The organism is Pseudomonas sp., from assembly GCF_050739775.1.
Lineage (GTDB): Bacteria > Pseudomonadota > Gammaproteobacteria > Pseudomonadales > Pseudomonadaceae > Aquipseudomonas.
In genome coordinates this window covers 1-24,074 of record NZ_JBOICA010000043.1, presented here as the reverse complement: position 1 = coordinate 24,074, position 24,074 = coordinate 1, and the positions used below count along the sequence as shown (strand labels likewise).

Annotated in this window: 27 protein-coding genes and 2 pseudogenes; 14 read left to right on the top strand and 15 right to left on the bottom strand. The window is 61.3% G+C overall.

The features are described 5' to 3' along the window. Positions 1-43 precede the first annotated feature (43 nt). A complete protein-coding gene (phnX, locus tag ACRESH_RS20040) occupies positions 44-871 on the bottom strand; it encodes a phosphonoacetaldehyde hydrolase (protein ID WP_431743605.1) in 828 nt (275 codons plus the stop codon). Positions 872-901: 30 nt separating this feature from the next. Further along, positions 902-2,008 (bottom strand): 2-aminoethylphosphonate--pyruvate transaminase, encoded by a 1,107-nt coding sequence (locus ACRESH_RS20035; RefSeq protein WP_431743604.1) that lies wholly within the window; start codon positions 2,006-2,008, stop codon positions 902-904. A 112-nt stretch (positions 2,009-2,120) separates the two neighbouring features. Here ACRESH_RS20035 and ACRESH_RS20030 point away from each other — a divergent pair, with 112 nt between their 5' ends. From ACRESH_RS20030 to ACRESH_RS20000, 7 genes are all read left to right on the top strand, one after another. Further along, on the top strand, positions 2,121-2,984 hold the full coding sequence (locus ACRESH_RS20030; protein WP_431743603.1) for a LysR substrate-binding domain-containing protein: 864 nt from the start codon (positions 2,121-2,123) through the stop codon (positions 2,982-2,984). Positions 2,985-3,057: 73 nt separating this feature from the next. Continuing rightward, positions 3,058-4,080, top strand: coding sequence for an AraC family transcriptional regulator (locus ACRESH_RS20025; RefSeq protein WP_431743602.1), 1,023 nt, complete (start codon positions 3,058-3,060; stop codon positions 4,078-4,080). A gap of 142 nt (positions 4,081-4,222) precedes the next feature. After that, the gene (locus tag ACRESH_RS20020; RefSeq protein WP_431743601.1) at positions 4,223-5,875 is read left to right on the top strand and encodes an AMP-binding protein; all 1,653 of its coding nucleotides are present in this window, start codon (positions 4,223-4,225) and stop codon (positions 5,873-5,875) included. Positions 5,876-5,887: 12 nt separating this feature from the next. Then, complete coding sequence (locus ACRESH_RS20015; protein WP_431743600.1) at positions 5,888-6,655, top strand: SDR family NAD(P)-dependent oxidoreductase; 768 nt, start codon at positions 5,888-5,890, stop codon at positions 6,653-6,655. A 17-nt stretch (positions 6,656-6,672) separates the two neighbouring features. Further along, complete coding sequence (locus ACRESH_RS20010) at positions 6,673-7,866, top strand: acetyl-CoA C-acyltransferase (RefSeq protein ID WP_431743599.1); 1,194 nt, start codon at positions 6,673-6,675, stop codon at positions 7,864-7,866. A gap of 8 nt (positions 7,867-7,874) precedes the next feature. Then, positions 7,875-9,002: an acyl-CoA dehydrogenase gene (locus tag ACRESH_RS20005; RefSeq protein ID WP_431743598.1), complete on the top strand. Its 1,128-nt coding sequence runs from the start codon at positions 7,875-7,877 to the stop codon at positions 9,000-9,002. Positions 9,003-9,015: 13 nt separating this feature from the next. Then, entirely contained in the window at positions 9,016-9,789 is a 774-nt protein-coding gene (locus tag ACRESH_RS20000; protein ID WP_431743597.1) for an enoyl-CoA hydratase, read from the top strand. Here ACRESH_RS20000 and ACRESH_RS19995 read toward each other — a convergent pair. Further along, entirely contained in the window at positions 9,776-9,922 is a 147-nt protein-coding gene (locus tag ACRESH_RS19995; protein ID WP_431743596.1) for a hypothetical protein, read from the bottom strand. The two genes, ACRESH_RS20000 and ACRESH_RS19995, sit on opposite strands and share 14 nt — an antisense overlap. A 451-nt stretch (positions 9,923-10,373) precedes the next feature. Between ACRESH_RS19995 and ACRESH_RS19990 the strand changes: the two genes are divergently transcribed. The 4 genes from ACRESH_RS19990 (at position 10,374) to ACRESH_RS19975 (ending at position 12,421) form a co-directional block, all read left to right on the top strand. Next, complete coding sequence (locus ACRESH_RS19990) at positions 10,374-10,778, top strand: TraR/DksA family transcriptional regulator (protein WP_431743595.1); 405 nt, start codon at positions 10,374-10,376, stop codon at positions 10,776-10,778. 215 nt (positions 10,779-10,993) lie between these two features. Beyond that, on the top strand, positions 10,994-11,209 hold the full coding sequence (locus tag ACRESH_RS19985; protein WP_431743594.1) for a hypothetical protein: 216 nt from the start codon (positions 10,994-10,996) through the stop codon (positions 11,207-11,209). A gap of 535 nt (positions 11,210-11,744) precedes the next feature. Continuing rightward, the gene (locus tag ACRESH_RS19980) at positions 11,745-12,215 is read left to right on the top strand and encodes a hypothetical protein (RefSeq protein WP_431743593.1); all 471 of its coding nucleotides are present in this window, start codon (positions 11,745-11,747) and stop codon (positions 12,213-12,215) included. Further along, positions 12,212-12,421: a hypothetical protein gene (locus ACRESH_RS19975; RefSeq protein ID WP_431743592.1), complete on the top strand. Its 210-nt coding sequence runs from the start codon at positions 12,212-12,214 to the stop codon at positions 12,419-12,421. The genes ACRESH_RS19980 and ACRESH_RS19975 overlap by 4 nt, the downstream gene beginning before the upstream one ends. 3 nt (positions 12,422-12,424) lie before the next feature. On the opposite strand, the gene ACRESH_RS19970 is transcribed toward ACRESH_RS19975, so the two are convergent. The 7 genes from ACRESH_RS19970 to ACRESH_RS19940 all read right to left on the bottom strand — a co-directional run bounded on the left by ACRESH_RS19970 (position 12,425) and on the right by ACRESH_RS19940 (position 19,579). Further along, positions 12,425-12,790: a Na+/H+ antiporter subunit G gene (locus ACRESH_RS19970; RefSeq protein WP_431743591.1), complete on the bottom strand. Its 366-nt coding sequence runs from the start codon at positions 12,788-12,790 to the stop codon at positions 12,425-12,427. After that, positions 12,787-13,065 (bottom strand): K+/H+ antiporter subunit F, encoded by a 279-nt coding sequence (locus tag ACRESH_RS19965; protein WP_010224304.1) that lies wholly within the window; start codon positions 13,063-13,065, stop codon positions 12,787-12,789. Before ACRESH_RS19965 ends, ACRESH_RS19970 begins: the two co-directional genes overlap by 4 nt. Next, positions 13,062-13,550 carry a Na+/H+ antiporter subunit E gene (locus tag ACRESH_RS19960; protein ID WP_431743590.1) on the bottom strand — a complete coding sequence of 163 codons (489 nt, stop codon included), beginning with the start codon at positions 13,548-13,550 and terminating at the stop codon, positions 13,062-13,064. The genes ACRESH_RS19965 and ACRESH_RS19960 overlap by 4 nt, the downstream gene beginning before the upstream one ends. Beyond that, a complete protein-coding gene (locus ACRESH_RS19955) occupies positions 13,547-15,226 on the bottom strand; it encodes a monovalent cation/H+ antiporter subunit D (RefSeq protein ID WP_431743589.1) in 1,680 nt (559 codons plus the stop codon). The genes ACRESH_RS19960 and ACRESH_RS19955 overlap by 4 nt, the downstream gene beginning before the upstream one ends. Further along, positions 15,223-15,567 carry a Na+/H+ antiporter subunit C gene (locus ACRESH_RS19950; RefSeq protein WP_431743588.1) on the bottom strand — a complete coding sequence of 115 codons (345 nt, stop codon included), beginning with the start codon at positions 15,565-15,567 and terminating at the stop codon, positions 15,223-15,225. The genes ACRESH_RS19955 and ACRESH_RS19950 overlap by 4 nt, the downstream gene beginning before the upstream one ends. Continuing rightward, positions 15,567-18,482, bottom strand: a complete 2,916-nt coding sequence (locus ACRESH_RS19945) for a monovalent cation/H+ antiporter subunit A (RefSeq protein ID WP_431743587.1) — start codon at positions 18,480-18,482, stop codon at positions 15,567-15,569. Before ACRESH_RS19945 ends, ACRESH_RS19950 begins: the two co-directional genes overlap by 1 nt. 149 nt (positions 18,483-18,631) lie before the next feature. Beyond that, entirely contained in the window at positions 18,632-19,579 is a 948-nt protein-coding gene (locus ACRESH_RS19940; protein ID WP_431743586.1) for a DMT family transporter, read from the bottom strand. Positions 19,580-19,662: 83 nt separating this feature from the next. On the opposite strand from ACRESH_RS19940, the gene ACRESH_RS19935 reads away from it, so the two are divergent. Then, complete coding sequence (locus tag ACRESH_RS19935) at positions 19,663-20,226, top strand: helix-turn-helix domain-containing protein (RefSeq protein ID WP_431743585.1); 564 nt, start codon at positions 19,663-19,665, stop codon at positions 20,224-20,226. Here the strand turns inward: ACRESH_RS19935 and ACRESH_RS19930 are convergent. Next, positions 20,223-20,792 carry a cysteine hydrolase family protein gene (locus ACRESH_RS19930; RefSeq protein ID WP_431743584.1) on the bottom strand — a complete coding sequence of 190 codons (570 nt, stop codon included), beginning with the start codon at positions 20,790-20,792 and terminating at the stop codon, positions 20,223-20,225. The genes ACRESH_RS19935 and ACRESH_RS19930 overlap by 4 nt on opposite strands. After that, entirely contained in the window at positions 20,789-21,115 is a 327-nt protein-coding gene (locus ACRESH_RS19925) for a hypothetical protein (protein ID WP_431743583.1), read from the bottom strand. Before ACRESH_RS19925 ends, ACRESH_RS19930 begins: the two co-directional genes overlap by 4 nt. A gap of 41 nt (positions 21,116-21,156) precedes the next feature. Here ACRESH_RS19925 and ACRESH_RS19920 point away from each other — a divergent pair. Next, positions 21,157-21,333, top strand: a pseudogene (locus tag ACRESH_RS19920) (helix-turn-helix domain-containing protein); the annotation flags it as partial. A 35-nt stretch (positions 21,334-21,368) separates the two neighbouring features. Here the strand turns inward: ACRESH_RS19920 and soxR are convergent. Then, the gene (gene soxR, locus ACRESH_RS19915; RefSeq protein WP_431743582.1) at positions 21,369-21,839 is read right to left on the bottom strand and encodes a redox-sensitive transcriptional activator SoxR; all 471 of its coding nucleotides are present in this window, start codon (positions 21,837-21,839) and stop codon (positions 21,369-21,371) included. An 88-nt stretch (positions 21,840-21,927) separates the two neighbouring features. Between soxR and ACRESH_RS19910 the strand changes: the two genes are divergently transcribed. Then, positions 21,928-22,311, top strand: a complete 384-nt coding sequence (locus ACRESH_RS19910) for an antibiotic biosynthesis monooxygenase (protein ID WP_431743581.1) — start codon at positions 21,928-21,930, stop codon at positions 22,309-22,311. A gap of 9 nt (positions 22,312-22,320) precedes the next feature. Here the strand turns inward: ACRESH_RS19910 and ACRESH_RS19905 are convergent, their stop codons facing one another. Together ACRESH_RS19905 and ACRESH_RS19900 are read right to left on the bottom strand one after the other, a co-directional pair. Continuing rightward, a complete protein-coding gene (locus ACRESH_RS19905; RefSeq protein ID WP_431743580.1) occupies positions 22,321-23,001 on the bottom strand; it encodes an alpha/beta hydrolase family protein in 681 nt (226 codons plus the stop codon). Next, positions 22,988-23,938: pseudogene (locus tag ACRESH_RS19900) on the bottom strand (DUF3182 family protein); the annotation flags it as partial. The gene ACRESH_RS19905 and the pseudogene ACRESH_RS19900, both read right to left, overlap by 14 nt. Positions 23,939-24,074: the final 136 nt, after the last annotated feature.

Genomic DNA, 24,074 nt, shown 5'->3' with positions numbered 1-24,074 from the left:
AGGCCCCTTCGCCGGCCTTGCCGGCGATGGGGTCCCTGAGGTTTTACACCGCCTGCGGCATCTCCCCGCGGGCCAGACGCTTGTTGATATCGGCAACCACTTCCGGCAACTCGTTGATGGTGTCGATCAGGTAGTGCGGGCGTGAGCCTGTGAACAGGGCGTGGATGCGTTTGCGCTCGCTGTCCAGTGTGTCCGAAGCCAGAGCGCGGTAGCCTTCGTAGGTTAGGCCCAGTGCATTACCCGAACAGACCAGCGCCACCGTCCACATGCCAGCGCGGCGACCTTCGAGGATGCCAGGCACGGTGTCGTCGACCTTGACGCATGCCGCTACATCATCGATGCCCAGGGCAATCACGTTAGCCAGCGCCTGGGCTGGCCATGGACGGCCGTTAGGCGTTTCATCGGTTGCCACGACATGATCGGCGACGTAACCATTCTGTGCTGCCAGCTCAACCACTTTGTCCATCACCACTTTCGGGTAGCCGGAGCAGGAGCCGATCTTCAGGCCGTCTTCGCGCAGGCCGGTCAGCGTGTCGAGGGCACCGGGGATCAAGGCCGAGTGTACTGCGATCTTTTCGATCTGCAGGGGCATGAAGCGCTCATAAATGGCGGTAACGTCGTCGTCAGTCGGGGTGCGGCCAAACACCTTGCGATAGCGCTCGGCAATCTGCGGTTGGTCGCACAGGGTGCGGATATGATCCCACTTGCCCATGCCCATCGGACCGCGGGCTTCTTCGATGGAGACCTCGACGTCGAACTCGGCGAAGGCTTCGACGAAGATCTGAGTCGGCGCGAAAGAGCCAAAATCGACCACGGTGCCAGCCCAGTCGAGGATGGCGGCTTGCAGTTGCGTTGGGTTGCTGTAGTTCATGTACGTATTCCTTGAAAGAGTGTCAGTGCTTCAGATATCCAGTACTTCCATTTCCCGCAGCACCTCGGCCACAGCATTCACGGCGGCTTGCATGCCGTCCGGTCCGACGACGCCGATGCAACCGACGCGGAAGGTCTCGACCTGGGTCAGCTTGCCCGGGTAGAGGATGAAACCCTTGGCCTTGACCCGCTCGTAGAAATCCTTGAACTGATAGCGCGGATCGTTCGGGGCATGGAAGGTAACGATGATCGGTGCCTGGATCTCGGCTGGCAAAAAGCTATGCAGACCGATTGCCGCCATGCCGTCGAGCAGGGCCTTGCAGTTGCTGGCGTAGCGCTGGTGACGGGCAGGCAGACCGCCTTCCTCGTTGTACTGCAACAAGGCCTCGTGCAGCGCCGCGACGACATGGGTGGGCGGTGTGAAGCGCCATTGGCCGGTCTTGGCCATGTAGGCGTGCTGATCCTGCAGGTCCATGGCCAGGGATGGCGAGTTACCCTCGGCGGCGACCAGGGACGCTTTGTTGGCGAAGACGAAGCCCATGCCGGGCACGCCTTCCAGGCACTTGCCAGACGCGGCGATCAGCGCATCGAAAGGCACTTCACGGGCATCGATCGGCAGTGCGCCGAAGGAGCTCATGGCATCGATGATCAGGCGCTTGCCGTGGCGGGCGATGACCTGGGCGATCTCTGCCAGTGGGTTGAGAATGCCGGTGCTGGTTTCGCAGTGGATCAGCGCCACGTGGGTGATGCTGGCGTCAGCGGCCAGCAGGCGGTCGACATCGGCAGCAGTGGTCGGTTCATCTTCAGCGGTTTCAAAGGTGCTGTAGGCGCGGCCCAGGACTTTGCAGATCTTCGCCAGGCGCTGGCCGTAGGCGCCGTTGATCAGCACCAGAACCTTGCCATCGCGAGGTACAAGGGTACCGATGGCGGCTTCCACGGCAAAGGTACCGCTGCCTTGCAGGGGGACACAGTGGTGGCTGTCGGCGCCGTTGACGATGGCCAGCAGTTGCTCGCACAGGCTGGCGGTAAGCTGGTTGAAATCACGGTCCCAGGAACCCCAGTCCACCATCATCGCTTGGCGGGTGCGGGACGAGGTGGTCAATGGACCGGGGGTCAGCAGGATAGGGGCGTTGCTCATTCCGGAGTTCCTCACAAGCGGTGGGCTGAAACTACGGTGCCTAAGTTGCAATTCTGCGCTTCATCAATCAAATTGTTTGTTGTTATGCCAGCCATAAGTCAGGCCGATAGATATGAACTTGTTCCAGCTCCGTGCATTTGATGCCGTAGCCCGTGAGGGCAGTTTTACCCGCGCCGCAGCGCGGCTGTTCATCAGCCAGCCGGCGGTCACCGGACATATCAAGGCCTTGGAAGAGCACTACCAGATCACCTTGCTGCGGCGCACCGCACGGCGCGTCGAGCTGACCGAGGAGGGCACGCGCCTGGCCGCGATCACCCGGGCCATGTTTGGCCTGGCCGAGGAAGCCCAGGCCATGCTTGAGGCCAATCGCCAGTTGCTTACCGGACGCCTGGAGGTGGCTGCCGATGGGCCGCACCGGGTTATGCCGATGCTCGCCCAGCTGCGTGCGCGTTATCCCGGCATTACGGTCAACCTGCGCCTGGGCAATGCCCAGGAAACCCTGGCCGCGCTGCTTAGCGAACATGCTGATGTGGCCGTGCTGACCGAGGTCGAACCGCGCAAGGGGCTGCACCTGCAAAACCTGGGCGATTCGCGGATCTGTGCCTTGCTGCCAGCGGGTCATGCCTGGGCCGTTGACTCGCAAGCGCTGCCGATCAGCGAGCTGGACCGGCAGATCATGGTGCTGCGCGAGCCCAGCTCGATCACCCGGCGGACTTTCGACCAGGCCTGCGTGCAAACCGAGGTTCAGCCACGGGTGCTGCTGGAGCTGGACAGTCGCGAAGCTGTGACCGAGGCGGTAGCCGCCGAGCTTGGCATCGGTATCGTCTCGTCGGTGGAGATCAGCCATGATCCGCGGGTGGTGGCGCGGCCAATTGCCGGGCCGGGGCTGGTCAACCAGCACATGATCGGCTGTCTGCAGCGTCGCCGCGAACTGCGCTTGATCCAGGCGTTCCTGAGCCTGGCGCCGACGGTGTGAAGCGGCGCTGGCATTTTCTGCTGTGGTCCCTAAGATGGCCGTCAACCAAAACGGGTAAGGCGAAGTACTGCTGATGGCGGGTAAAGACACCATCTCCATGCAATTGGTGCGCGAGGCGCTGCTGCAAAGCTGTGCGCCGGGGGCGCCGAGTCTGGCTTTGCTCAGTCGCATCGGTGTTGATTCGACCCTGCTCGAACAGGCTGATGCCCGGGTGCCGGCCAGTGCTTATGCAGAACTCTGGCGTCTCCTGGCGCGGCGCTGCAACGACGAATTCTTCGGCATGGACCCGCGCGGTTTACGCAGCGGCAGCCTGGCCTTTCTGTGCCGGGCGGCGATAGCTCAGCCGACCTTGGGTGCCGGACTGGATACGGCCTTGACCTTCCTGTCGTTGATGCTCGAAGACTTGCAACCGACCCTGATACGTCAGCAGAGTCTTGCCGAGATCGTCATTGGCGAGCCACGTGAGCAGCCGCGACGGGCCTTTACCTATTTCACCTTCTGGATGATCGTCCACGGTGTGGCTTGCTGGCTGGCTGGACGACGTATTCCAATCCTGGCCATCGAACTGCGCTGTGCCGAGCCGCCTTTCTGCGATGACTATCGGGTGATGTTCTCGGAAAACCTGCAGTTCAATCGTCCGCGCTCGCGGATGATCATTGCCGCGGACTGCCTCGACTTGCCGCTCAGGCGCAGCGAGGAAGAATTGCATCGTTTCCTCGCCGAGGCGCCCGGCAACATCCTGGTCAAGTACCGCGACCCGGCCAGCCTGGCACGCCGGATCCGCGAGGATCTGCGGCAGATGGACCCCGGCCACTGGCCCGACGCCGATAGCCTGGCGCGTCACCTTTGCCTGTCCGCTTCGACCTTGCGTCGCCGTCTTGCCGAGGAGGGGCAGACCTATCAGGGGCTTAAGGACAGCGTGCGACGGGAACTGGCAATCACCTGGCTGGCCGAGGTCGAACTGGGCTTTGCCGAGATCGCCGAGCGCCTTGGTTTTGCCGACAGCAGTTCGTTCTACAAGGCGTTTCGCAAGTGGTTCGGTTGCAACCCGGGGCACTATCGAACGGTGATCCTGCAAGGGCAGGTGCGGGGCTGAAGGGGCAGTTCAAGCCAGCCTAGGGCCCAGGCCAAACCAGTCATCCAGTTTGACAGCTTTGGCCATTGTCCCAGGGCCCGTCCGGCGCGACTATCGTCAGATTCATGGTGTTACTCCAACAATAACAATCAGGAGTCTGACGATGCGTGATTACTCCGAGGCCGCGAGTGGCTTCGACTATCCCCAGGTCGCCAGAGCTGCCCTGCACGGCAGCCTTGATGCGCTCAATGCCTGTGTCGAGTGCTGTGACCGGCATGTCGGCGGCGATCGTATTGCACTGAACTGGGAGAGCCGCGATGGCAGCAGCGCCCAGTACAGCTTCGAGCAGTTGCAACAGCGCGCAGCGCGCCTGGCCAATGTGCTCAAGGCCCAGGGGGTGAGTAGCGGAGACCGGGTCGCCGGGTTGATGCCGCGTACTGTCGAGTTATTGATCAGCGTTCTGGCCACCTGGCGCCTGGGTGCGGTTTATCAGCCCTTGTTCACCGCCTTCGGCCCTAAAGCCATCGAGCACCGGCTGGAGAAGTCGGGGGCCAAGGTAGTGGTCACCGAGCCGCTCAACCGCAGTAAGCTCGACGATGTGCATGATTGCCCGACGATCATCTGCGTCGGCGCCCAGGACGGATCCAGCGATATCGACTTCCATACGGCGCTGACGGCTGCCAGTGATTGTTGCGAGCCTGTGTTGCTGGACGCCGGTGCCCCGTTCCTGCTGATGTTTACCTCAGGTACCAGCGGTCCGGCCAAACCACTGGAAGTGCCCCTGCGCGCCATCGTCGCCTTCCAGGGCTACATGCGCGAGGCCATCGAGCTGCGCCCTGAGGACAACTTCTGGAATCTCGCCGACCCGGGCTGGGCCTACGGTCTTTACTACGCCGTGACCGGGCCGCTGGCGCTGGGCCATTCCACCACTTTCTTCGATGGTCCGTTCAGCGTTGAAAGCACCTGCCGGGTCATCAACAAATATGCCATCAGCAACCTGGCCGGCTCGCCTACTGCCTATCGTCTGCTGATCGCTGCCGGCAGCGAATTCAGCGCACCGATCAATGGCCGCCTGCGGGTGGTCAGCAGCGCTGGCGAGCCGCTCAACCCGGAAGTCATCCGATGGTTTGCCGACGAGCTGGGGGTGACCATCCACGACCACTACGGGCAGACCGAGCTGGGCATGGTGCTATGCAACCACCATGGGTTGCAGCACCCGGTGCACCTGGGCTCGGCCGGCTTTGCCATTCCCGGGCACCGCATCGTCGTGCTGGATGAACAACACAACGAGCTGCCCGCCGGTCAAGCAGGGATTCTCGCCGTGGACCGCGAACAGTCGCCGCTATGCTGGTTCGCTGGCTACCACGGTTTGCCGACCAAATCCTTCGTCGGCAAGTACTACCTCAGCGGCGACACCGTCGAGCTCAACAGCGATGGCAGCATCAGCTTTGTCGGCCGCAGTGACGACGTGATCACCACTTCCGGCTACCGGGTCGGCCCCTTCGATGTCGAGAGTGCGCTGATCGAGCACCCGGCGGTAATCGAGGCCGCGGTAGTCGGCAAGCCGGACCCGGAGCGTACCGAATTGATCAAGGCATTCGTGGTGCTGGCTGGCGGCCAGCAGCCCAGCGAGGCGCTGGCTGAGGCCCTGAAACAACATGTACGTCAGCGCCTTTACGCCCACGCCTATCCACGGGAAATCGAATTCGTCAGCGAGCTGCCCAAGACCCCGAGCGGCAAGCTGCAGCGTTTCATCCTGCGCAACCAGGAAATTGCCAAACAACAAGCCGCGCTGGCTTCGACCGCCAGCGCCTGAGGAAAGACCATCATGCAGATTGCCAACAAGAACTTTATCGTCAGCGGTGCGGCCTCGGGCCTAGGCGCGGCTACCGCCGAAATGCTCATCGAGGCCGGTGCTCAGGTCATGCTGGTCGACCTCAATGCCCAAGCTGTGGAGGACAAAGCGGCAGCGCTCGGCGCCAAGGCGCGTTTCGCTGTCGCCGACATTAGCCAGGAGGCTGCAGCCAAGGCCGCAATCGATGCTGCGATCGCAGCGTTTGGCAGCCTGCACGGGTTGGTCAATTGCGCGGGCATCGTCGGTGCCGAGAAAGTCCTGGGCAAGAACGGCCCACACGGTCTGGACAGTTTCAGCCGGGTGATCAACGTCAACCTGATCGGCAGTTTCAATCTGCTGCGTCTGGCTGCGGCGGCCATGGCCGAGGGTGAGGCGGGCACTGATGGAGAGCGCGGGGTGATCATCAACACCGCCTCGATTGCCGCCTACGACGGCCAGATCGGCCAGGCTGCCTACGCCGCCTCCAAGGGTGCTATCGCCAGCCTGACCTTGCCAGTGGCCCGTGAACTGGCACGCTTCGGCATCCGCGTGATGACCATCGCGCCAGGCATTTTCGAAACCCCGATGATGGCTGGCATGACCCAGGAAGTACGCGATTCATTGTCCGCCGGTGTGCCATTTCCGCCACGCCTGGGCCGTCCACAGGAGTACGCCGCGCTGGCTCGGCACATCATCGAAAACAGCATGCTCAATGGTGAGGTGATCCGTCTCGACGGCGCCTTGCGCATGGCCGCCAAGTAATAGCAGGAGTACTTATCATGACCCTCGCCAATGATCCGATCGTAATCGTCAGCGCTGTGCGTACCCCCATGGGTGGCCTGCAGGGCGACTTGAAAAGCCTCACCGCCCCGCAACTGGGTGCCGCTGCCATCCGTGCCGCGGTCGAGCGTGCCGGTGTTGCCCCTGACAGCGTCGAACAGGTGCTGTTCGGCTGCGTGTTGCCAGCGGGGCTGGGCCAGGCGCCAGCGCGGCAGGCAGCCCTGGGTGCCGGCTTGAGCAAGGCGACCACCTGCACCACCCTGAACAAGATGTGCGGCTCGGGCATGCAGGCAGCCATCATGGCTCACGACCTGCTCCTGGCCGGCAGCGCCGATGTGGTGGTGGCCGGCGGCATGGAAAGCATGTCCAATGCGCCGTACCTGCTGGACAAGGCTCGCAGCGGCTACCGCATGGGGCATGGCAAGATCATCGATCACATGTTCTTCGACGGCCTCGAGGATGCCTACGACAAGGGCCGCCTGATGGGCACTTTTGCCGAGGACTGCGCCGAAGCCAATGGCTTCAGCCGACCGCAACAGGACGACTTTGCCATCGCCTCGCTGACCCGCGCGCAACAGGCGATCAAGGACGGCAGCTTTGCCAGTGAGATCGTCCCGGTGCACGTCAGCGAAGGCAAGACCCAGCGTCTGATCAGTGACGACGAGCAGCCACCTAAAGCCCGCTTGGACAAGATCCCCCAGCTCAGACCGGCCTTCCGCGACGGCGGTACAGTCACTGCGGCCAACTCCAGTTCCATTTCCGACGGCGCGGCGGCGCTGGTGCTGATGCGTCGTTCCCAGGCTGAAAAACAGGGGCTTAAACCGCTGGCAGTGATCCATGGGCATGCCGCCTTCGCTGACACCCCGGCGCTGTTTCCGACAGCACCGATTGGTGCCATCGACAAGCTGATCAAGCGCACCGGTTGGAACCTGGGCGAAGTCGACCTGTTCGAGATCAACGAAGCCTTTGCCGTGGTCACCCTGGCGGCAATGAAACACCTGGACCTGCCCCACGACAAGGTCAACATCCACGGTGGCGCCTGTGCCCTGGGCCATCCGATTGGCGCTTCGGGGGCGCGAATACTCGTCACCCTGCTGGCTGCCTTGCGCCAGAAAGGCCTGCGCCGCGGCATTGCGGCCATCTGCATCGGTGGCGGTGAAGCGACCGCCATGGCCGTCGAGTGTCTGTACTGAGGTGCACCATGCTAGTCAATGACGAACAACAGCAAATAAGTGACGCGGTCCGTCAGTTCGCTCAGGAGCGACTGCGGCCGTTTGCCGAGCAGTGGGACCGCGAGCATCGCTTTCCCAAGGAAGCGATTCAGGAGATGGCCGAACTGGGCCTGTTCGGCATGCTGGTGCCGGAGCAGTGGGGTGGTAGCGATACGGGCTATGTCGCCTACGCCATGGCCCTGGAAGAGATTGCTGCTGGCGATGGTGCTTGCTCGACCATTATGAGCGTGCACAACTCGGTGGGTTGTGTGCCGATCCTCAAATTTGGCAATGACGCCCAGAAGCAGCAGTTTCTCACCCCGCTGGCAAGCGGCCAGATGCTCGGTGCCTTTGCCCTGACCGAGCCCCAGGCCGGCTCCGATGCCAGCAGCCTGAAGACCCGGGCTCGTCGTGACGGCGAGCACTATGTGCTCAATGGCTGCAAACAATTCATCACCTCCGGGCAGAATGCCGGTGTGGTGATCGTCTTCGCGGTTACCGATCCTACTGCCGGTAAGCGCGGTATCAGTGCGTTTATCGTCCCGACCGACTCGCCCGGCTATCAGGTCGCCCGGGTCGAGGACAAACTCGGCCAGCATGCTTCTGATACCTGCCAGATCGTCTTCGACGATGTGCGCGTACCGCTGGCCAACCGCCTGGGCGACGAGGGCGAAGGCTACAAGATTGCCCTGGCCAACCTCGAAGGTGGCCGTATCGGTATCGCTTCGCAGTCGGTGGGCATGGCCCGCGCCGCTTTTGAGGTGGCTCGTGACTACGCTCGCGAGCGGCAGAGCTTCGGCAAGCCCCTAGTCGAGCACCAGGCCGTGGCGTTCCGCCTGGCCGACATGGCCACCCGTGTTGCCGTGGCTCGGCAGATGGTCCTGCATGCTGCCGCGCTGCGCGATGCCGGGCGTCCGGCGCTGGTCGAAGCCTCGATGGCCAAGCTGTTTGCCTCGGAAATGGCCGAAAAGGTCTGCTCCGAAGCCTTGCAGACCCTCGGCGGTTATGGCTATCTGAGCGACTTCCCGCTGGAACGGATCTACCGCGATGTGCGGGTCTGCCAGATCTACGAAGGTACCAGCGACATTCAGCGCATGGTCATTGCGCGCAATCTTTGAAGGAGCAGTCTGCATGGCATTCGAAACCATCCTGTTGGACATCCATGGCAAGGTCGGCCTGATTACCTTGAACCGGCCGCAGGCGCTGAATGCGCTGAACGCGCAAATCGTCAGCGAGATCAATCGGGCGCTGGACCAGCTTGAAACCAACCCGAACATTGGCTGTGTAGTCCTCACCGGCTCTGCCAAGGCCTTCGCCGCAGGTGCCGATATCAAGGAAATGGCAGACCTGCGCTACCCGCAGATTTATGTCGATGACCTGTTCAGTGATGCCGACCGCATCGCCAACCGGCGCAAGCCGATCATCGCCGCGGTGTCCGGCTTCGCCCTGGGCGGTGGCTGCGAGCTGGCGATGATGTGCGACTTCATTCTCGCTGCCGACAATGCCAAGTTCGGCCAACCGGAAATCAACCTGGGTGTGTTGCCGGGCATGGGTGGCACCCAGCGTCTGACCCGCGCGGTGGGCAAGGCCAAGGCTATGGAGTTGTGCTTGAGCGGTCGCCTGATGGGTGCCGAGGAGGCCGAGCGTGCAGGTTTGGTGGCGCGCGTGGTACCACAGGCGGAACTGTTGGAGGAGGCCTTGAAGGTGGCAGCAACCATCGCCAGCAAGTCGATTCCGATGACCATGATGGTCAAGGAAAGTGTCAACCGTGCCTTCGAGGTCAACCTGGCAGAAGGCGTGCGCTTTGAACGCCGGGTGTTCCATGCCGCCTTCGCCACTGAGGACCAGAAGGAAGGTATGGCGGCGTTCATCGCCAAGCGTGAAGCGCAGTTCAAGGACTGTTGATAAAAAGGGGCGCTGCACGTCCCATCGCAGCGGCCCCCCCGTTGTTAAGGCTGAAGAAATACTTTGCTGCCAACGCCGAGGTGATAGGCGCACGGTAGGCATCGACGGCCCTGCCAGTGCTGGCATCGGTCATGCTCGGCTCCGGGGCATGACGCTGGGCGATCTTCGGGCCAAAATGGTCAAACTGTAGTGGTCTACTACCTTTCAGGGCGAAAAGCCTCGGGTATCCTAGAGCACCAAGTGCTGCAATTGCTGCCCAAGGCACGCTGAGCGCGTTTTTACGCCAGTTGCTGGGCTGACAGGGGCGCAATTGTTACTGCGTATTAGGCATTTTTCGCGCTGGTTATGGGCAAACAGGCATGGCTTTAAGGGCTGAAGGGTAGGTCTGCGGGGCCGATTGGCGGATTCCAGGCCGTTTCGGTCTGCTGCGCTGTCATTTTTGTTGCCCAGTGCGACGTGGCGCCTTAGACTGCCGCCCCTCGTAAATAGAGTGCCGAAGGGTGCTTGAAGAATTCCGCTGTCGGCGAACTGTCGGTGATGGCAATCCAATCGCTTAAATGCACGTTATTTTCATAGAGAAATCGATGACCAAGGAAAAGTTGCTGGCCATGCCGGCCGATGACTACATGAACGCCGAGCAACATGCGTTCTTCACCGAGTTGCTGCAGTCGATGAAAGTCGAGACTCAGGAGCGCATCGAACAGAGCCGTATAGCTATCGAGAGCCTGGACAGCCCAGCTGATCCGGCAGATGCCGCCTCTGTTGAAGAAGAACGTACCTGGTTGGTCAACGCCATTGATCGCGACCAGCGCCTGTTGCCACAACTGGAGATGGCCCTGGAGCGAATCAGAGACGAAAGCTTTGGCTGGTGCGATGACAGTGGTGAGCCGATTGGCCTCAAGCGCTTGCTGATCAGCCCGACCACCAAGTACTGCATCGAAGCGCAGGAGCGTCACGAGCAGATTGACAAGCATCAACGTCAGGTCTGACCGGCAGTCTCTTCAAGGCCCCGTGGAGTGATCCTCGGGGCCTTGGTGTTTTTGCCTGGGAATAGGGCGTGTTGCTGTGCCTGCAAGTTCTGTCCTGAGCCGGGGTTTGTTGCCCCTGATGCAATACAGCTATACCGGCAATAGCTTTTTCCGCTGCAGCGGCGGGCGTATGATGGTGATATCGTTAGGTTGCTAATTAAATTCCGGAGGGAATGATGGATAGCCAAGTCGATGTCGCCGTGATGATTGGCAGTGGCGTCCCCGCGTCCTTGCAAGCGCTTGGCAAACGTGTTTGCTGGGTTGTGCTGGTCAATGGCGAGCGGCGTGGCACTGCATTTGCCAGTCGTGATGAGGCGGTAGAGTGCCAGATCGCATGGTTGGAGCAGTTGCGCGGTAAGCAACGGCCTGCGGCAGTACGCCAAGCCGTTTGAAAGTGATTTCAACGTTCCAGTGTTTGGGGCAGTTTGCAGGCGTCGATGTGTCGGCAACGGAAATCCTTCACTTGTCCGCTAGCGTGTTCAGTAATATGAAAGAAGTTGGTACCGGCGGGCACCACGATGTAGCGCGTGCTGTTCAAGCTTGAGGCTGGACTTTTCGTGATGAAGTAAGAAATGTTGCTTGCCTCTCGACGGATTTCGGTGTTTTCGTGCATATTCCTTCCCTGTGATGTGTAGATGAGATCCAGGGGCCCGTTCTGTCGGGGGGCTGGATGTATCTATTGCATTTTCCTGGCAGTTTGATGCCAGAAAGTACGTTTCCGTTGACGGAAATCTGCCGAATGCCTGTCGTTAGGCCTTGGCTGGCTTGCAAGGGTGACGATTCCTGCACGCTGCAACGCCCGCCCGCACAGACGCTTCGTGCATTTACCCATTAGTCTTTCAGACTTCGACGTTTAAGTGTCGTTGCCTTCATGGAGCCGTGTTGCTCCTACGGTGACGTCGTGTAATCGGTTTGAGGAATTCTTCATTGGCAGTCAGTAATCTGGATACACACGCCTTGTTCGTGCTGGGCGATCTTCGGGCCAAAATAGTCAAACAGTTCCAATCGCGTTTTGTCTATGTCACCGAACAGAACGCGGAAGGTCTGTACATGGCCGAAATCGACACTGAAATAGCGCTGGTTGTCGATGACAAACCGCGACTGGAGCTAAAAGTCGGTGATCATTTCCGCGCTGCGGTATTGCCCAGCCGAGAAGGTGGCAAGCTGGAAGTTCGTTTCCGCGAAATCAAACTTACCGTCTATGGCCTGGGGGACTATGCATTTGTCTCGGTGCCTGAAGGCGAGGGCATCGTCCTGCGTGAAAGCCAGGGCGTGGTGATGATTTTTGCCGCGCGCGAGCAGCTACAGGAAGGCCTGGGCAAGATACTCAAGACAGCCACCGGCAAGGCGGCGAAATGGCGCAAGGGCGAGCTGACCACGTTCAAGGCCAGCGAGTGAGCAAGTTTGCTGACGCATCTCTGGGGCGCGCTGATTTTCATGCGCGGCATCAGGCTCAGGCCCGTGGACAAGCCGAACAATGGCTTGTGCAACGCGATCACCTGCAGGGGCGCTGGTTCGATTGGGTGGCCAGCCAGCTGTATCAGCTGAGCCCGCCTGAGTATGCAGCCATGGTCCGCCGCGAACTGCAGGCGCTGACCGAATAGGTCTTAGTGACCACGATCGCGCCCGCTGCTGACTTCCTCTGGTACTTCATCACCGGCCATGCGCTTGCGAAACAGAGCGGCCCGTGCCAGTAGCAAGGTGGTCACTGGCACAGTGATTGCCATCAGGATGGGGATCAACCAGGCATGCAGCACCGGTCCCTGCTTGAGCGCCGAGAAGTACAGGATCGAGGCCAGTGCGACGCACCAGGTTCCCAGGGTTGAGGCCAGGGCAGGTGGGTGCATGCGCTGAAAGAATTCTTTCAGACGGATCAGACCTAGCGCCCCGCTCAGGGCGAACAGGCTGCTCAACAGCAACAGCGCCGCAACCAACAACTCGACCCAGAAGGGCAGTTCATTCAGGTTGTTCATTCGATCACCTCGCCACGCAGCAGGAACTTGGCCAGGGCGAACGAGCCGACAAAGCCGAACAAGGCAATCAACAGTGCCCCCTCGAAGTAGGTGTCGCTGGCATAACGAATACCCAGTACCAGCATCATCAACATCGCCAGGATGTACAGGTAGTCCAGCGCCAGGACCCGGTCTTGGGCTGAAGGGCCGCGAAACAGCCGGACCAGGGTCAGGGCCATGGCCAGGGCAAAGATGAACAGGCTGGCGAGAATGGCGTTGGCAAGCAGGCCAGTCATTCGAAAATCTCCATCAGCGGGCGTTCATAAGTCTGTTTGAAATGTTCGATGAAGTGCGCTTCATCGTCCAGGTCGAACACATGCAACAGCAGGATGCTGCGATCCAGTGCCAGCTCCGACCAGATAGTGCCCGGGATCACCGTGGTGATCATCGACAAGGCCGCCAGGCCGTGGGCGTCGCGCAGATCCAGTGGAATATGCACGAAGCGAGAGCGCGGCGCGCGGCGCTTGGCGGTCCAGACCCCACGGGCCACCTGCACGTTGGAGATCAGCATATCAATGCCGACCCGCACGATCAGGCGCAGGACTGTCAAGGGGTGGCGGATGCGTGCCGACACGGGCCGCAGCGGCGCCATCAGCAATGGCGCCAGTACGCCCAGCAGGACACCGAGCAGCAAGTTGCCCGGGCTTAGCGAGAGGTTCAGAACCAACCACAACAGGCACAGGGATAAAGACAGCAACGGAGCGGGGAGCAGGCGTTTCATGGTTGCACCTGCACACTGGTGGCCTGGCTGGTGGGGCCGGGGATCGGCCGAGTGCCGAGCACTGCGCTGACATATTGCTCAGGGTCCTGAAGGCTTGCCGCGGTGTCCTGGGTATAACGCAGCAGCGGTTCGGCGCGCACGCTCAAGGCAATACACAGCCCGAGCAGGGCGACGATGGGAATGCATTCGTAGCGCCGCAGCGCCGGCGATGGGCGTTCCTGAGGTGTCCAGAAGCGCTGGATGCCGACTCGGGTCAGGGCAATCATCGAGGCCAGGCCCGAGAGTATCAGCAGCGCTACCAGGGCCCAGCCCTGGGCCGAGAGCGCTTGCTCGGGGCTACCCAGGCCCTGAGGGTTGAGCAGTGCGGCAATCAGGCTGATCTTGCCGATGAAGCCCGAGAGTGGCGGCATGCCGATGATCAGCAGCGCACAGGCGATAAAGCTCAAGCCCAGAAACGCCATGGTCCAGGGGATCACCTGGCCGATCACGGCCTTCTGTTCGTCATCGAGGTTGATACCTTTGGGCGGATGCAGTGACTCGAGCGGTGAGGGGTGGCAATCGTCGTCGTCCAGGGGCAGTTCATTGGCCGAGCGTGAACGCTCGATCAACTCCGCCAACAGGAACAGGGCGCACAGTGCCAGGGTCGAGCTGACCAGGTAGAACAACGCCCCGGCCGTCAATGCCACCTGGCCGAAGCCGATGGCGGCCATAAGGGTGCCGGCCGATGCGAGGATGCTCAGGCTCGCCATACGTTCCAGGCGTTGGGCGGCAAGGATCGACACGGCCGCGCAGCCCAGGGTCGCCAGGCCGCCGTAGACCAGCCAGTCGCCACCAAAGAACGACGAGGCGCCGGCCTGGCCGGAAAACAGCAAGGTCCACAGGCGCAACACGGTATAGAAGCCGACCTTGGTCATGATCGCAAACAGTGCAGCTACGGGTGCACTGGCGGCGGAATAGGCTGGCACCAGCCAGAAGTTGAGCGGCCAGATCCCTGCCTTGGCCAGGAACGCCGTGGCCAGGATCGCGGCACCTGCGTGCAGCAGGCCGCGGTCGGCTTCTGGCACCAGCGGGATTTTCAGAGCCAGGTCCGCCATGTTCAGGGTTCCGGTGACGCCATAGAGCATCGCCGCGCCGACCAGGAACAGAGACGAGGCGAACAGGTTGATGGCGATGTAGTGCAGGCCGGCCTTGACCCGCGCCCGGCCGGAACCGTGCAGGAGTAAACCGTAGGACGCCGCCAGCAGGACTTCGAAGAACACGAACAGGTTGAACAGGTCGGCGGTCAGGAACGCCCCGTAGAGGCCCATCAACTGGATCTGGAACAGCGCATGGAAGCTGGCCCCGGCGCCGTCCCAGCGTGCCATGGCGAAGAGCAGGGCGCTGACCCCGACGATCCCGGTCAGTACCAGCATCAACGCGGAAAGTCGATCGACCACCAGTGCGATACCGAACGGTGCCGGCCAGTTGCCCGGCAGGTAGACCCCGATCGAACTGGCCTGGCCCTGAGCCTGGATCCACAGCAGCAAAGTGATCGAGATCGCCAGGCCCAGGAGGCTGGAGAACAGGTTCAGGCGGGCCTTGAGTGGCCTGCGTTTCTCGCCCAGCAGCAACATCAGTGCCGCAGTGAGTAATGGCAGCAGGATCGGGGCGATAATCAGTTGGTTCATGAAGCTCATTCGTTGGGCTCCCGGCCATCCACGTGGTCGGTACCGGTCAACCCGCGCGATGCCAGCAGCACCACCAGAAACAGCGCAGTCATGGCAAAACTGATGACGATGGCGGTGAGTACCAGGGCCTGGGGCAGAGGGTCGGTGTAGTTGAACAGGTCCTGGGGCACGCCATCCTTGATGATCGGCTCCTTGCCGATGAACAGGCTGCCCATGCTGAAGATGAACAAGTTGACGCCATAGGACAGCAGGCACAAGCCCATCACCACCTGGAAGGTTCGTGGGCGCAGGATCAACCAGACCCCAGAGGCAGCGAGTACACCAATGGCGATTGCAATGACTTCTTCCATCAGGCGGCTCCTGGCTGGGTGGCTTTGGGTTGGTTGGCCGGGCGATGTCCGCGCACCGACTGGTGAGCCAGGGCAGTGAGAATCAACAGGGTCGAACCGACCACCACGGTGTAGATGCCGATATCGAAGAACAGTGCGCTGGCCACATGGATATCACCCAGCAACGGCAGGTGCAGGTGGGCGGTATGGGTGGTCAGGAAGGGGTATCCGAGCAGCATTGCACCGCCGCCAGTGAGGGTGGCGCAGAGCAAACCGGTGCCCATCCAGCGCAACGGACGCAAACTCATTTGCGCCTCGACCCACTGGGTGCCGGCAACCATGTATTGGAGGATAAAGGCCACCGACATCACCAGGCCCGCGACAAAACCGCCACCGGGCTGGTTGTGCCCGCGCATGAACAGGTACATCGACACCACCAGGGCAATTGGCAGCAGCAGGCGCACCAGTACCGCCGGGACCATCATGAACCCCAGTGCCGTGTCGGCAGCCTGGCGCGGGTTGACCAGGTCGGTGACTACGTCAGGTGCCAGCAGGCGCTGCTGGGCCGGCAGTTGCATGCTCTCGCGGGGCGGGCGGAAGCGTCGCAGCAGGGCAAACACCGCCAGTGCCACCGCTACCAGCACAGTAACTTCACCCAGGGTGTCGAAGCCGCGGAAGTCCACGAGCATGACATTGACCACGTTGCTGCCGCCGCCTTCGGGCAGGGCCCGGCTCAGGTAGAACGAAGAAATGTCGTTGGGGGTCGGGCGGGTCAGCATCGCATAGGACAATAACGCCATGCCGCCGCCAACCAGCACCGCAAGAATCAGGTCGCGCAGTCGTCGCAGGCGTGCCTGCTCCTGGCTGCCGGGCAAGGGCGATACGCCCTCGATACGCCGTGGCAACCAGCGCAGGCCGAGGAGGATCAGCACGGTGGTGACCACTTCGACCGCCAGTTGGGTCAGGGCCAGATCCGGTGCCGAGAACCAGACAAAGGTGATGCAGGTCATCAGGCCGCAGACACTGACCATGGTCAATGCCGCCAGCCGGTGGTACTTGGCTTGCCAGGCGGCGCCCAGGGCGCAGGCAATGGCGATCAGCCAGAGTGTGACGAAAATCCCGGAGCCCGGAATTTTCGGCCGATCACCCCAGCTCAGGCCGCTTTGCAGCATCGGCAGCAGACCTGCCAGCAGCGCTACCAGCACCAGCATGAACAGCTGCTTTTGCAAACGACGGGTGGTCATCACGCGTTCGAAGCGGCGGGCTGTGCGCATCAGCAGCACCTGGCCGTGCTCGAACAGACGCTTGCCATTGAAACGCTCGATCAGTGGCGGAGCAGGGAAGCGGCCCAGCTTGAGCTGGTTGCGCAGGAGCAGGTAGAGCAGGATGCCGCCGCTCATGGCGATCAGGCTCATGATCAGCGGCGCGTTCCAGCCATGCCAGATCGCCAGGCTGTACTCGGGCAGCGTACCGCCCACCACCGGCAGAGCGGCGGCGGCCAACAATGGTCCGACCGACTGGGCCGGAAACATGCCCACCACCAGGCAGGCCAGCACCAGCAATTCGGCCGGCGCGCGCATCCAGCGAGGCGGCTCGTGAGGGGTGTGGGGCAAGTCAGTGGTCGGCGGGCCAAAGAACACATCGACGGTAAAGCGCAAGGCATAGGCCACGCTGAAGGTACCGGCCAGGGTGGCGATCACTGGCAGGGCGGCTTCGATCCAGGCGCTGGAGTTGATGAACACGGTTTCGGCGAAGAACATTTCCTTGGACAGGAAACCGTTCATCAATGGCACGCCGGCCATGGAAGCGCTGGCCACCATAGCCAGGGTCGCAGTGAACGGTATCAGCCGGAACAAGCCACTGAGGCGGCGGATATCACGGCTGCCGCTTTCGTGGTCGATGATGCCTGCAGCCATGAACAACGAGGCTTTGAAGGTGGCATGGTTGAGAATATGGAACACCGCCGCCACAGCCGCCAGCGGGCTGTTCAGGCCCAGCAGCAGGGTGATCAGCCCCAGATGGCTGATGGTCGAGTAGGCCAGCAGCCCTTTGAGATCGTTCTGGAACATGGCCGCGAAAGCGCCCAGCAGCAGGGTACAAGCCCCGGCACCACCGACGATCCAGAACCATTCTTCGCTGCCGGAGAGCACCGGCCACAAGCGCGCCAGGAGAAACACCCCGGCCTTGACCATGGTCGCCGAATGCAGATAGGCCGAGACCGGCGTAGGCGCAGCCATGGCATGGGGCAGCCAGAAGTGGAAGGGGAACTGTGCGCTCTTGCTCAGGGCGCCGAGGAGAATCAGCGGGAGCAGGACGGGGTACAGGGCATGGTTGCGAATCAGCTCGCCGGCAGCGAGGACCTTGTCCAGGTCGTAGCTGCCGACCACATGGCCGAGCAGCAATACCCCCGCCAGCAGGCACAAACCGCCGGCACCGGTGACCGTCAGGGCCATGTAGGCACCGCGCCGGGCATCGGCGCGATGGTGCCAGTAGCCAATCAGCAGGAACGAAAATACACTGGTCAGTTCCCAGAAGAACACGATCTGGATCAGGTTGCCGGAGATCACCAGGCCGAGCATTGCGCCCATGAAGGCCAGGAAAAAGGCGAAAAACCGCGGCACCGGGTCCTGGGGCGACATGTAGTAGCGCGCATACAGCGACACCAGGGTACCAATACCCAGCACCAACAGGGAGAACAACCAGGCAAAGCCGTCCATGCGCAGGACCAGATTCAGGCCCAGGCTCGGCAGCCACAGAAATTCTTCGCGGATCACACTGCCGTGGGCGATCTGCGGGTACAGCAAGGCGACCTGGACGGTACCAACCAGAGCGACGAGCCCGGCAAGCAACGACTCGCTGTTGCGGGCGTTGTGCGGCAAGACAGCCGCCAGGCAGCTGCCGATGAACGGCAGAAGCAGTAGCACTATCAAGGACATAGATTTCTAATCTGCAGGAGTTTGTAAGGGATCATACGTGGCGTACCGTCGATCACCAACACAGAAGCTGTGGCAGAACTCTACAAACGTGGTGTATCAAACGATTTTTTTATAACAGTTTTTTTCAAAGGATAGACCGGATTTACCCGCTAGAGCCCCGCTTCCCGTCCGCGTTCAGGCGCGTCGAGTGCTTCGGGCGCCTGTTCTCGGCGCTTGATCTTCAGTTCACTGACCACCACCGCAATCACGATAAGCAGCCCGCCAAACAGGGCAATGCCAGGCAGGCGCTCGCCAGCGACACGCCCCACGATACCGGCCCAGACTGGCTCGCCTGCGTAGATCAGCGTCGCCCGGGTCGGTGAAACCGACTTTTGCGCCCAGTTCATGGCTACTTGAATCACCGCACTCATAGCACCCAGGCCCAGGGCGCTGAGCAGCAACAACCAGGAAAAATCAGGCAGCGGCTCTTGGGTAGGCACCACCATCATGAACGACAATGCCGAAGCAGTCGCCAGTTGCACCACGGTCACTCGGCGCACATCGACTTTACCGGCGTAGCGGCTGATCAGGATGATTTCCGCAGCAATCGCCACGGCACTGACCAGAGTGGCAATCTCGCCTGCACTGAATTGCAGCGAGCCACCTTCAGGCCCGGCCAGTAGCATCAGCCCGACAAAGGCCAGGCCAATCCCCAGGCTTGGCATCAGGCCTGGACGGCGGCCTAGCACCAGCCATTGGAGCAGGGGCACAAAGGGCACGTACAACGCCGTAATGAAGGCCGACTGACTGCTGCTGATGGTTTGCAGTCCGTAGGTTTGCAAGCCATAGCCGAGCATGATCGAGACACCGATCAGCACCCCGGCCTTGAGCTCGGTGGCGGTCAGTCCCGACAAGGCGCGGGCCGAGACCAGGCCGACAAACAGGGTGGCGGCGGCAAAGCGCAGGCCGACGAAGAACATCGGCCCGCTGACGGTCATGACGTTGTGCACGAGCAGGAAGGTACCGCCCCAGAGCATGGTGATAAACACCAGGACCAGTTCGGCCCTGCTTAGCCGGAAGGAGATGGAAGGGCGTTCTGCACTGTTAATGGAATTCATGGCCTTGCACACGGAAGAGGGGCGACGCACAATTGCGGCGAAGTGGGCAGTATACTGCTCAAACCCTATCAGTGAGCAATATAGTGCACAGAAATTCCAGTCAGCGCGCCTCCGTGCTGCAGCATGTCAGCCAGAACATTCGTCGCCTGCGCCATGCCGCCGAACTCAGCCAGAGTGCCTTGGCGGAAAAGTCCGGGGTCAGCCGGCGCATGCTGGTAGCCATCGAGGCTGGAGAGAATAATGTCAGCCTGACTACCTTGGATCGCCTTGCCGAGGCGTTGGGTGCGGCCTTTACCGATTTGATCCAGGCCCCTGACAACCGCGACCCGAGCCGCATCAACGAGCTTGCCTGGGCTGGGGTTCATCCTGGTAGTAGGGCGGTGTTGCTGGCCAGCTCGACCGCCAGTCGCGAGGTGGAATTGTGGGAGTGGCGCCTGGAGCCGGGTGAGGTGTATCAATGCGAGGCCGACGCCGATGGCTGGAGCGAGCAATTGTATGTGGCCGATGGATGCCTAACCTTGGTCATCGATGATCAGCAACACCTGCTGCAGGCTGGAGATTTTTTCAGCTATGCCAGCAATTGCATTCATGCCTATCGCAATGATGGCGAGGTGGCTACGCGGTTTGTGCGTAATGTGGTGATCTAGATGGCCGCATCGCGGGTATTGCCGGCCAGGTAGTCCGTAGTGGAGATTACCTGGGCATAGGCGAATGCCAGCGAAGCCATATAGGCGGCATGCACCTGGGCGGCTGGCACGCTTACACCATTGAATTCCAGATCGCGGGTGGCGCAGGCATCATGGATCACTGTGGCGTTATAGCCGAAGTCGGCGGCGGCACGGGTGAAGGCATCGATACACACGTGGCTCATGCTGCCGATCACCGTCACCGCCTCGATTTCGTGCTGGTCCAGCACAGTCTTGAGCTCGGTGTTCAGGAACGCGTTGACTTTATGCTTGAGCACTACGGGTTCATTTGCCAGGGGCGTAACCTTGGGGTGGATCTGGGCACCGTTGGATCCCGGCGTGAAAAAGGGCGCATCACTGGACTCGGATTCATGGCGAACATGCACCACCAAGTCGCCTTTGCTCCGGGTCGCGGCAAGAATACTGGCTGCATTGTCGGCGGCGCGATCTGCGCCATCCAGGGTCCATTTGCCGCCTGGGAAGTAGTCGTTCTGGATGTCGATGATGATCAGGGCGTGTTTGCTCATTTCAAAAGCCTCTTGGCAGGGAGTGATTGTGGCGTGGTGATAGTTATAGGCTTGAGCGGTGCCCTTGCAGATTGGCTCGAACGACAAATTGGCGGGAAAAACTGACAATGGCCCAAGGTTCCGAGACGCTGGAAATCGGTCTGCTGGTCTACCCTGGCGCGCAGTCTGCAGCGGTGCATGGGTTGACCGACTTGTTCGCCATCGCCAATCGCCTGCGCCATGAACTGGGTGCGCTGGAGCGGCCGGTGCCGCGTATCAGTCATTGGAGCGAAGGTGAGGACCGGCAGTTGGCCGTGGTGTTCGATAGTCATCCAGGTGGTCATCACCAGCCCCGGGTGATGATCATTCCGCCTAGCCTGACCCAGAGCAGGTACGGGTCGGGCGTGCCTGTCGGATGCTCGAGTTCACCAAGCACAGTATTGATCAGATTGCCTGGGGTGTGGGATATCAAGATCCGGGCGCCTTTCGCAAGGTCTTCCACAAGGTCACCGGGCTTGCACCCAGCGACTATCGACGCCGTGTGGCCGATAGCATCGGCTGATCCTGCTTTAGTGTCGGCCTGGCTGCGGCGCTGGGCTAATCGGCAGCTTCCGGGCCAGGTTCCAGCAACTGCGGCCCCGGTCCGTGTTCACTCAATTGGTCATCACAATTGCGTAGCGGACAACTCTGCAGCGACATGCAGCCGCAACCTATGCAGCCATCGAGCTGGTCACGCAGCACCAGCAACTTGTCGATGCGCCGGGTCAGGTCCTGGCGCCACTGTTCGGATAGCCGTCGCCAGTCCGCGGCACTGGGCGCGCGTCCTACGGGTAATGTCTGCAATGCTGCATGAATGGTTGCCAAGGGGATGCCCAGACGCTGGGCCATCTTGATCACCGCCACCCGGCGCAGGGTTTCGCGCGGATAACGACGCTGGTTGCCGCTACTGCGAGTGCTGTGGATCAGGCCCTTGTTTTCATAAAAGTGCAGGGCGGTGACCGCTAGCCCGCTGCGGGCTGCCAGCTGGCCAACGGTCATGACCTTCTCGGCTGTGCAAGGTTGAGTCATGGTGAAAAATCTCTTGACCTTGAGTTAACTCGAGGTTTTACCCTGGCTGCCGTCGCATCGCAAGTACTATGGCAGGGAGACAATGCCGATGACGGTTCCAAAGCGTAGCTTGTGCTTTACCCAGATGATCGAATTCGAGGTAATACCTGCTCGTCAGCACGACCTGGCCCAGGCGCTGACCGAGCGAAGTGAGGCGCTGGCCTTGCGGCATGCGGGCCTGCTTGGTGCAAGCATCCAGGCCAGTGATGATGGCAGTCGCGTTCTGCAATACTTGCAGTGGCGGTCTCGCAGCGCCTGGGAGGCGGCAGCCAGCAGCTTTGAACAGGAACCCTTTCTGCAGCTGATTCAGCAACACCAGGCCAAAGGTGTGAACTTCGCCGCATTTCAGACCTTGAGCAGCCTGGCACGCAGCACCACGGATGGTCTGCATTGCCAGCTGCCGTCGGCTCAGGAATACCAGGGTGAGTGGTGAGGGTAGCGATCAAGGCGGGCGCCGATGACCATCTCGCTGATCCAGGCGCTGAGGATCGAGCTGTAGGCTTTCTGGCTGCGGTCGCTGGATAGCGCATGATCGGCGCCGTCGACGATTCGATGGGTCAGTGAATGGGCGCTGACGAAAGCCGAACGGTAGCTCATCAGGGTGCTGTGCGGGACATAATCGTCCTGCTCCGACTCGACCAGCAGCACATCGCCGGCGATAGTCGGTCAGGCGCTGGCGATCGAGGCCCTGCTTGGGCATTGCCCATTCATCGTCCCAGTACAGCGCCGGAACCCGCAGGGCCAGCCATTTGACCGGTCGCAAGGCGGTCAACAGGGTTGCCAGATAGCCCCCGTAGCTGCTGCCGATCAGCGCAATAGCGCTGGTGTCGACTGCTGGGTGACTGACCAACCGATCGTAGGCTGCCAGCAGATCTGCGAGGTTCTGTTCGCGGGTGACGCTCAGGCGCTGGCTTTCGGTTTTCTCGTGGCCGCGCAGGTCGAAGGTCATGCACACGCAACCCAGGCCTGTGATGTGCTTGGCCCGTGCCAGGTCGCGCTGTTGACTACCACCCCAGCCGTGAACGAAGAGAATGCCCGGCACCTTGTCGCCGGGGCTGACGATGGTCGCGGCGATAGTCTCGCCATCGACATGGATCTCGATGGACTCGCTATGGATGGTCATAGTCGCGCAGCCGTGCATATTTGCAGATTCTTCCGAGTTCACTGTCGTCCCCCTGATAGAAAATAGTCGCATCGGCAGGCAAGTCGGGAGCGTCGAAGGCTTCATGGGTGGAGGCGCGGATGCGGCTCAGTGCCGGGTCGGCGGCAAATGCCTGCAAGGCCAGGACTTCGGCGCTGCTGGCGCCGCCGATGCGCCAGGATTGTTCGAGCACGCCGCTACGCGGTTTGTCCTGACTGTTCAGGCCCCTGGCGACGTCATAGTTGCGGCGCGAGGCGAAAAAACCGGGAAAGTTCTGTAACGCCGCCTGCTCATAGATTCTGGCCTGAGTGATGGCCAGGCGCAGATGCTCTTCGAGTTCCAGCTGCAGCAAGGCGTCGTAGTCGCCGCGCACCAGAACCAGATCCGAGCCACCGTAGATTTCTTCACCGGCATGGTCACGGGTCAATTGCTGGGTACCGTAGTAGCTGCACAGGATGCCGGCCACCAGGACCTGGCCGACACTGAAGGTCTGCACTTGGGTCAGGTTCTCTTCCAGGGTCAGGCCCCAGAGAGCCAGCTCTTTTTCGTCTTGGCCGATCAGTGCGTGTTCGACCTCCTTCATCGAAGTGACCACTATTTGCCTCCTTCCTGCCGTGGCCCGTACCGGCTTTATCCGTAATGGCCCGTCACGCAGCAAGAGCGCTGCAGCGCGACCGGCGTCTTCCAGGCAGAATACCGTGTAGCCGCGCAGCAACGCATCACTGGCGTGACGGGCAAAGTCATCGGTCCAGCCAAGGGGATAGCGGGCATTGGCGGGCAAAGGATGGGAAATCGCCTTGGTGGCCATATAGGGTCTGCTTACTACACCACCGAACAGGTCCTGAGCCGAGGCAATGCCCAGCTCACGATAGCGAGCTGGATCGATCAGGGTTTCGGTGGGCAGGTAATAGAAGTTGTCATCTGTTGTAGGGGGGCATAGAGAAAACGGACAAAATCGTACGCTAAGCGCTCGGCCTGTCAGGTTGAGGCCATAGAGGGTGACGCAGAGGCGTCAGAAAATGCAGAAAGCGGCCCTACCCTGACGCGAGGCGAGT

Excerpts from the sequence above, each read along its gene's own strand:
- phnX (WP_431743605.1), bottom strand. The coding sequence starts at position 871 with ATGAACTACAGCAACCCAACGCAACTGCAAGCCGCCATCCTCGACTGG.
- ACRESH_RS20035 (WP_431743604.1), bottom strand. The coding sequence starts at position 2,008 with ATGAGCAACGCCCCTATCCTGCTGACCCCCGGTCCATTGACCACCTCG.
- ACRESH_RS20030 (WP_431743603.1), top strand. The coding sequence starts at position 2,121 with ATGAACTTGTTCCAGCTCCGTGCATTTGATGCCGTAGCCCGTGAGGGC.
- ACRESH_RS20025 (WP_431743602.1), top strand. The coding sequence starts at position 3,058 with ATGGCGGGTAAAGACACCATCTCCATGCAATTGGTGCGCGAGGCGCTG.
- ACRESH_RS20020 (WP_431743601.1), top strand. The coding sequence starts at position 4,223 with ATGCGTGATTACTCCGAGGCCGCGAGTGGCTTCGACTATCCCCAGGTC.
- ACRESH_RS20015 (WP_431743600.1), top strand. The coding sequence starts at position 5,888 with ATGCAGATTGCCAACAAGAACTTTATCGTCAGCGGTGCGGCCTCGGGC.
- ACRESH_RS20010 (WP_431743599.1), top strand. The coding sequence starts at position 6,673 with ATGACCCTCGCCAATGATCCGATCGTAATCGTCAGCGCTGTGCGTACC.
- ACRESH_RS20005 (WP_431743598.1), top strand. The coding sequence starts at position 7,875 with ATGCTAGTCAATGACGAACAACAGCAAATAAGTGACGCGGTCCGTCAG.
- ACRESH_RS20000 (WP_431743597.1), top strand. The coding sequence starts at position 9,016 with ATGGCATTCGAAACCATCCTGTTGGACATCCATGGCAAGGTCGGCCTG.
- ACRESH_RS19995 (WP_431743596.1), bottom strand. The coding sequence starts at position 9,922 with ATGACCGATGCCAGCACTGGCAGGGCCGTCGATGCCTACCGTGCGCCT.
- ACRESH_RS19990 (WP_431743595.1), top strand. The coding sequence starts at position 10,374 with ATGACCAAGGAAAAGTTGCTGGCCATGCCGGCCGATGACTACATGAAC.
- ACRESH_RS19985 (WP_431743594.1), top strand. The coding sequence starts at position 10,994 with ATGGATAGCCAAGTCGATGTCGCCGTGATGATTGGCAGTGGCGTCCCC.
- ACRESH_RS19970 (WP_431743591.1), bottom strand. The coding sequence starts at position 12,790 with ATGAACAACCTGAATGAACTGCCCTTCTGGGTCGAGTTGTTGGTTGCG.
- ACRESH_RS19965 (WP_010224304.1), bottom strand. The coding sequence starts at position 13,065 with ATGACTGGCCTGCTTGCCAACGCCATTCTCGCCAGCCTGTTCATCTTT.
- ACRESH_RS19960 (WP_431743590.1), bottom strand. The coding sequence starts at position 13,550 with ATGAAACGCCTGCTCCCCGCTCCGTTGCTGTCTTTATCCCTGTGCCTG.
- ACRESH_RS19955 (WP_431743589.1), bottom strand. The coding sequence starts at position 15,226 with ATGAGCTTCATGAACCAACTGATTATCGCCCCGATCCTGCTGCCATTA.
- ACRESH_RS19950 (WP_431743588.1), bottom strand. The coding sequence starts at position 15,567 with ATGGAAGAAGTCATTGCAATCGCCATTGGTGTACTCGCTGCCTCTGGG.
- ACRESH_RS19945 (WP_431743587.1), bottom strand. The coding sequence starts at position 18,482 with ATGTCCTTGATAGTGCTACTGCTTCTGCCGTTCATCGGCAGCTGCCTG.
- ACRESH_RS19940 (WP_431743586.1), bottom strand. The coding sequence starts at position 19,579 with ATGAATTCCATTAACAGTGCAGAACGCCCTTCCATCTCCTTCCGGCTA.
- ACRESH_RS19930 (WP_431743584.1), bottom strand. The coding sequence starts at position 20,792 with ATGAGCAAACACGCCCTGATCATCATCGACATCCAGAACGACTACTTC.
- ACRESH_RS19925 (WP_431743583.1), bottom strand. The coding sequence starts at position 21,115 with ATGACCACCTGGATGACTATCGAACACCACGGCCAACTGCCGGTCCTC.
- soxR (WP_431743582.1), bottom strand. The coding sequence starts at position 21,839 with ATGACTCAACCTTGCACAGCCGAGAAGGTCATGACCGTTGGCCAGCTG.
- ACRESH_RS19910 (WP_431743581.1), top strand. The coding sequence starts at position 21,928 with ATGACGGTTCCAAAGCGTAGCTTGTGCTTTACCCAGATGATCGAATTC.
- ACRESH_RS19905 (WP_431743580.1), bottom strand. The coding sequence starts at position 23,001 with ATGACCATCCATAGCGAGTCCATCGAGATCCATGTCGATGGCGAGACT.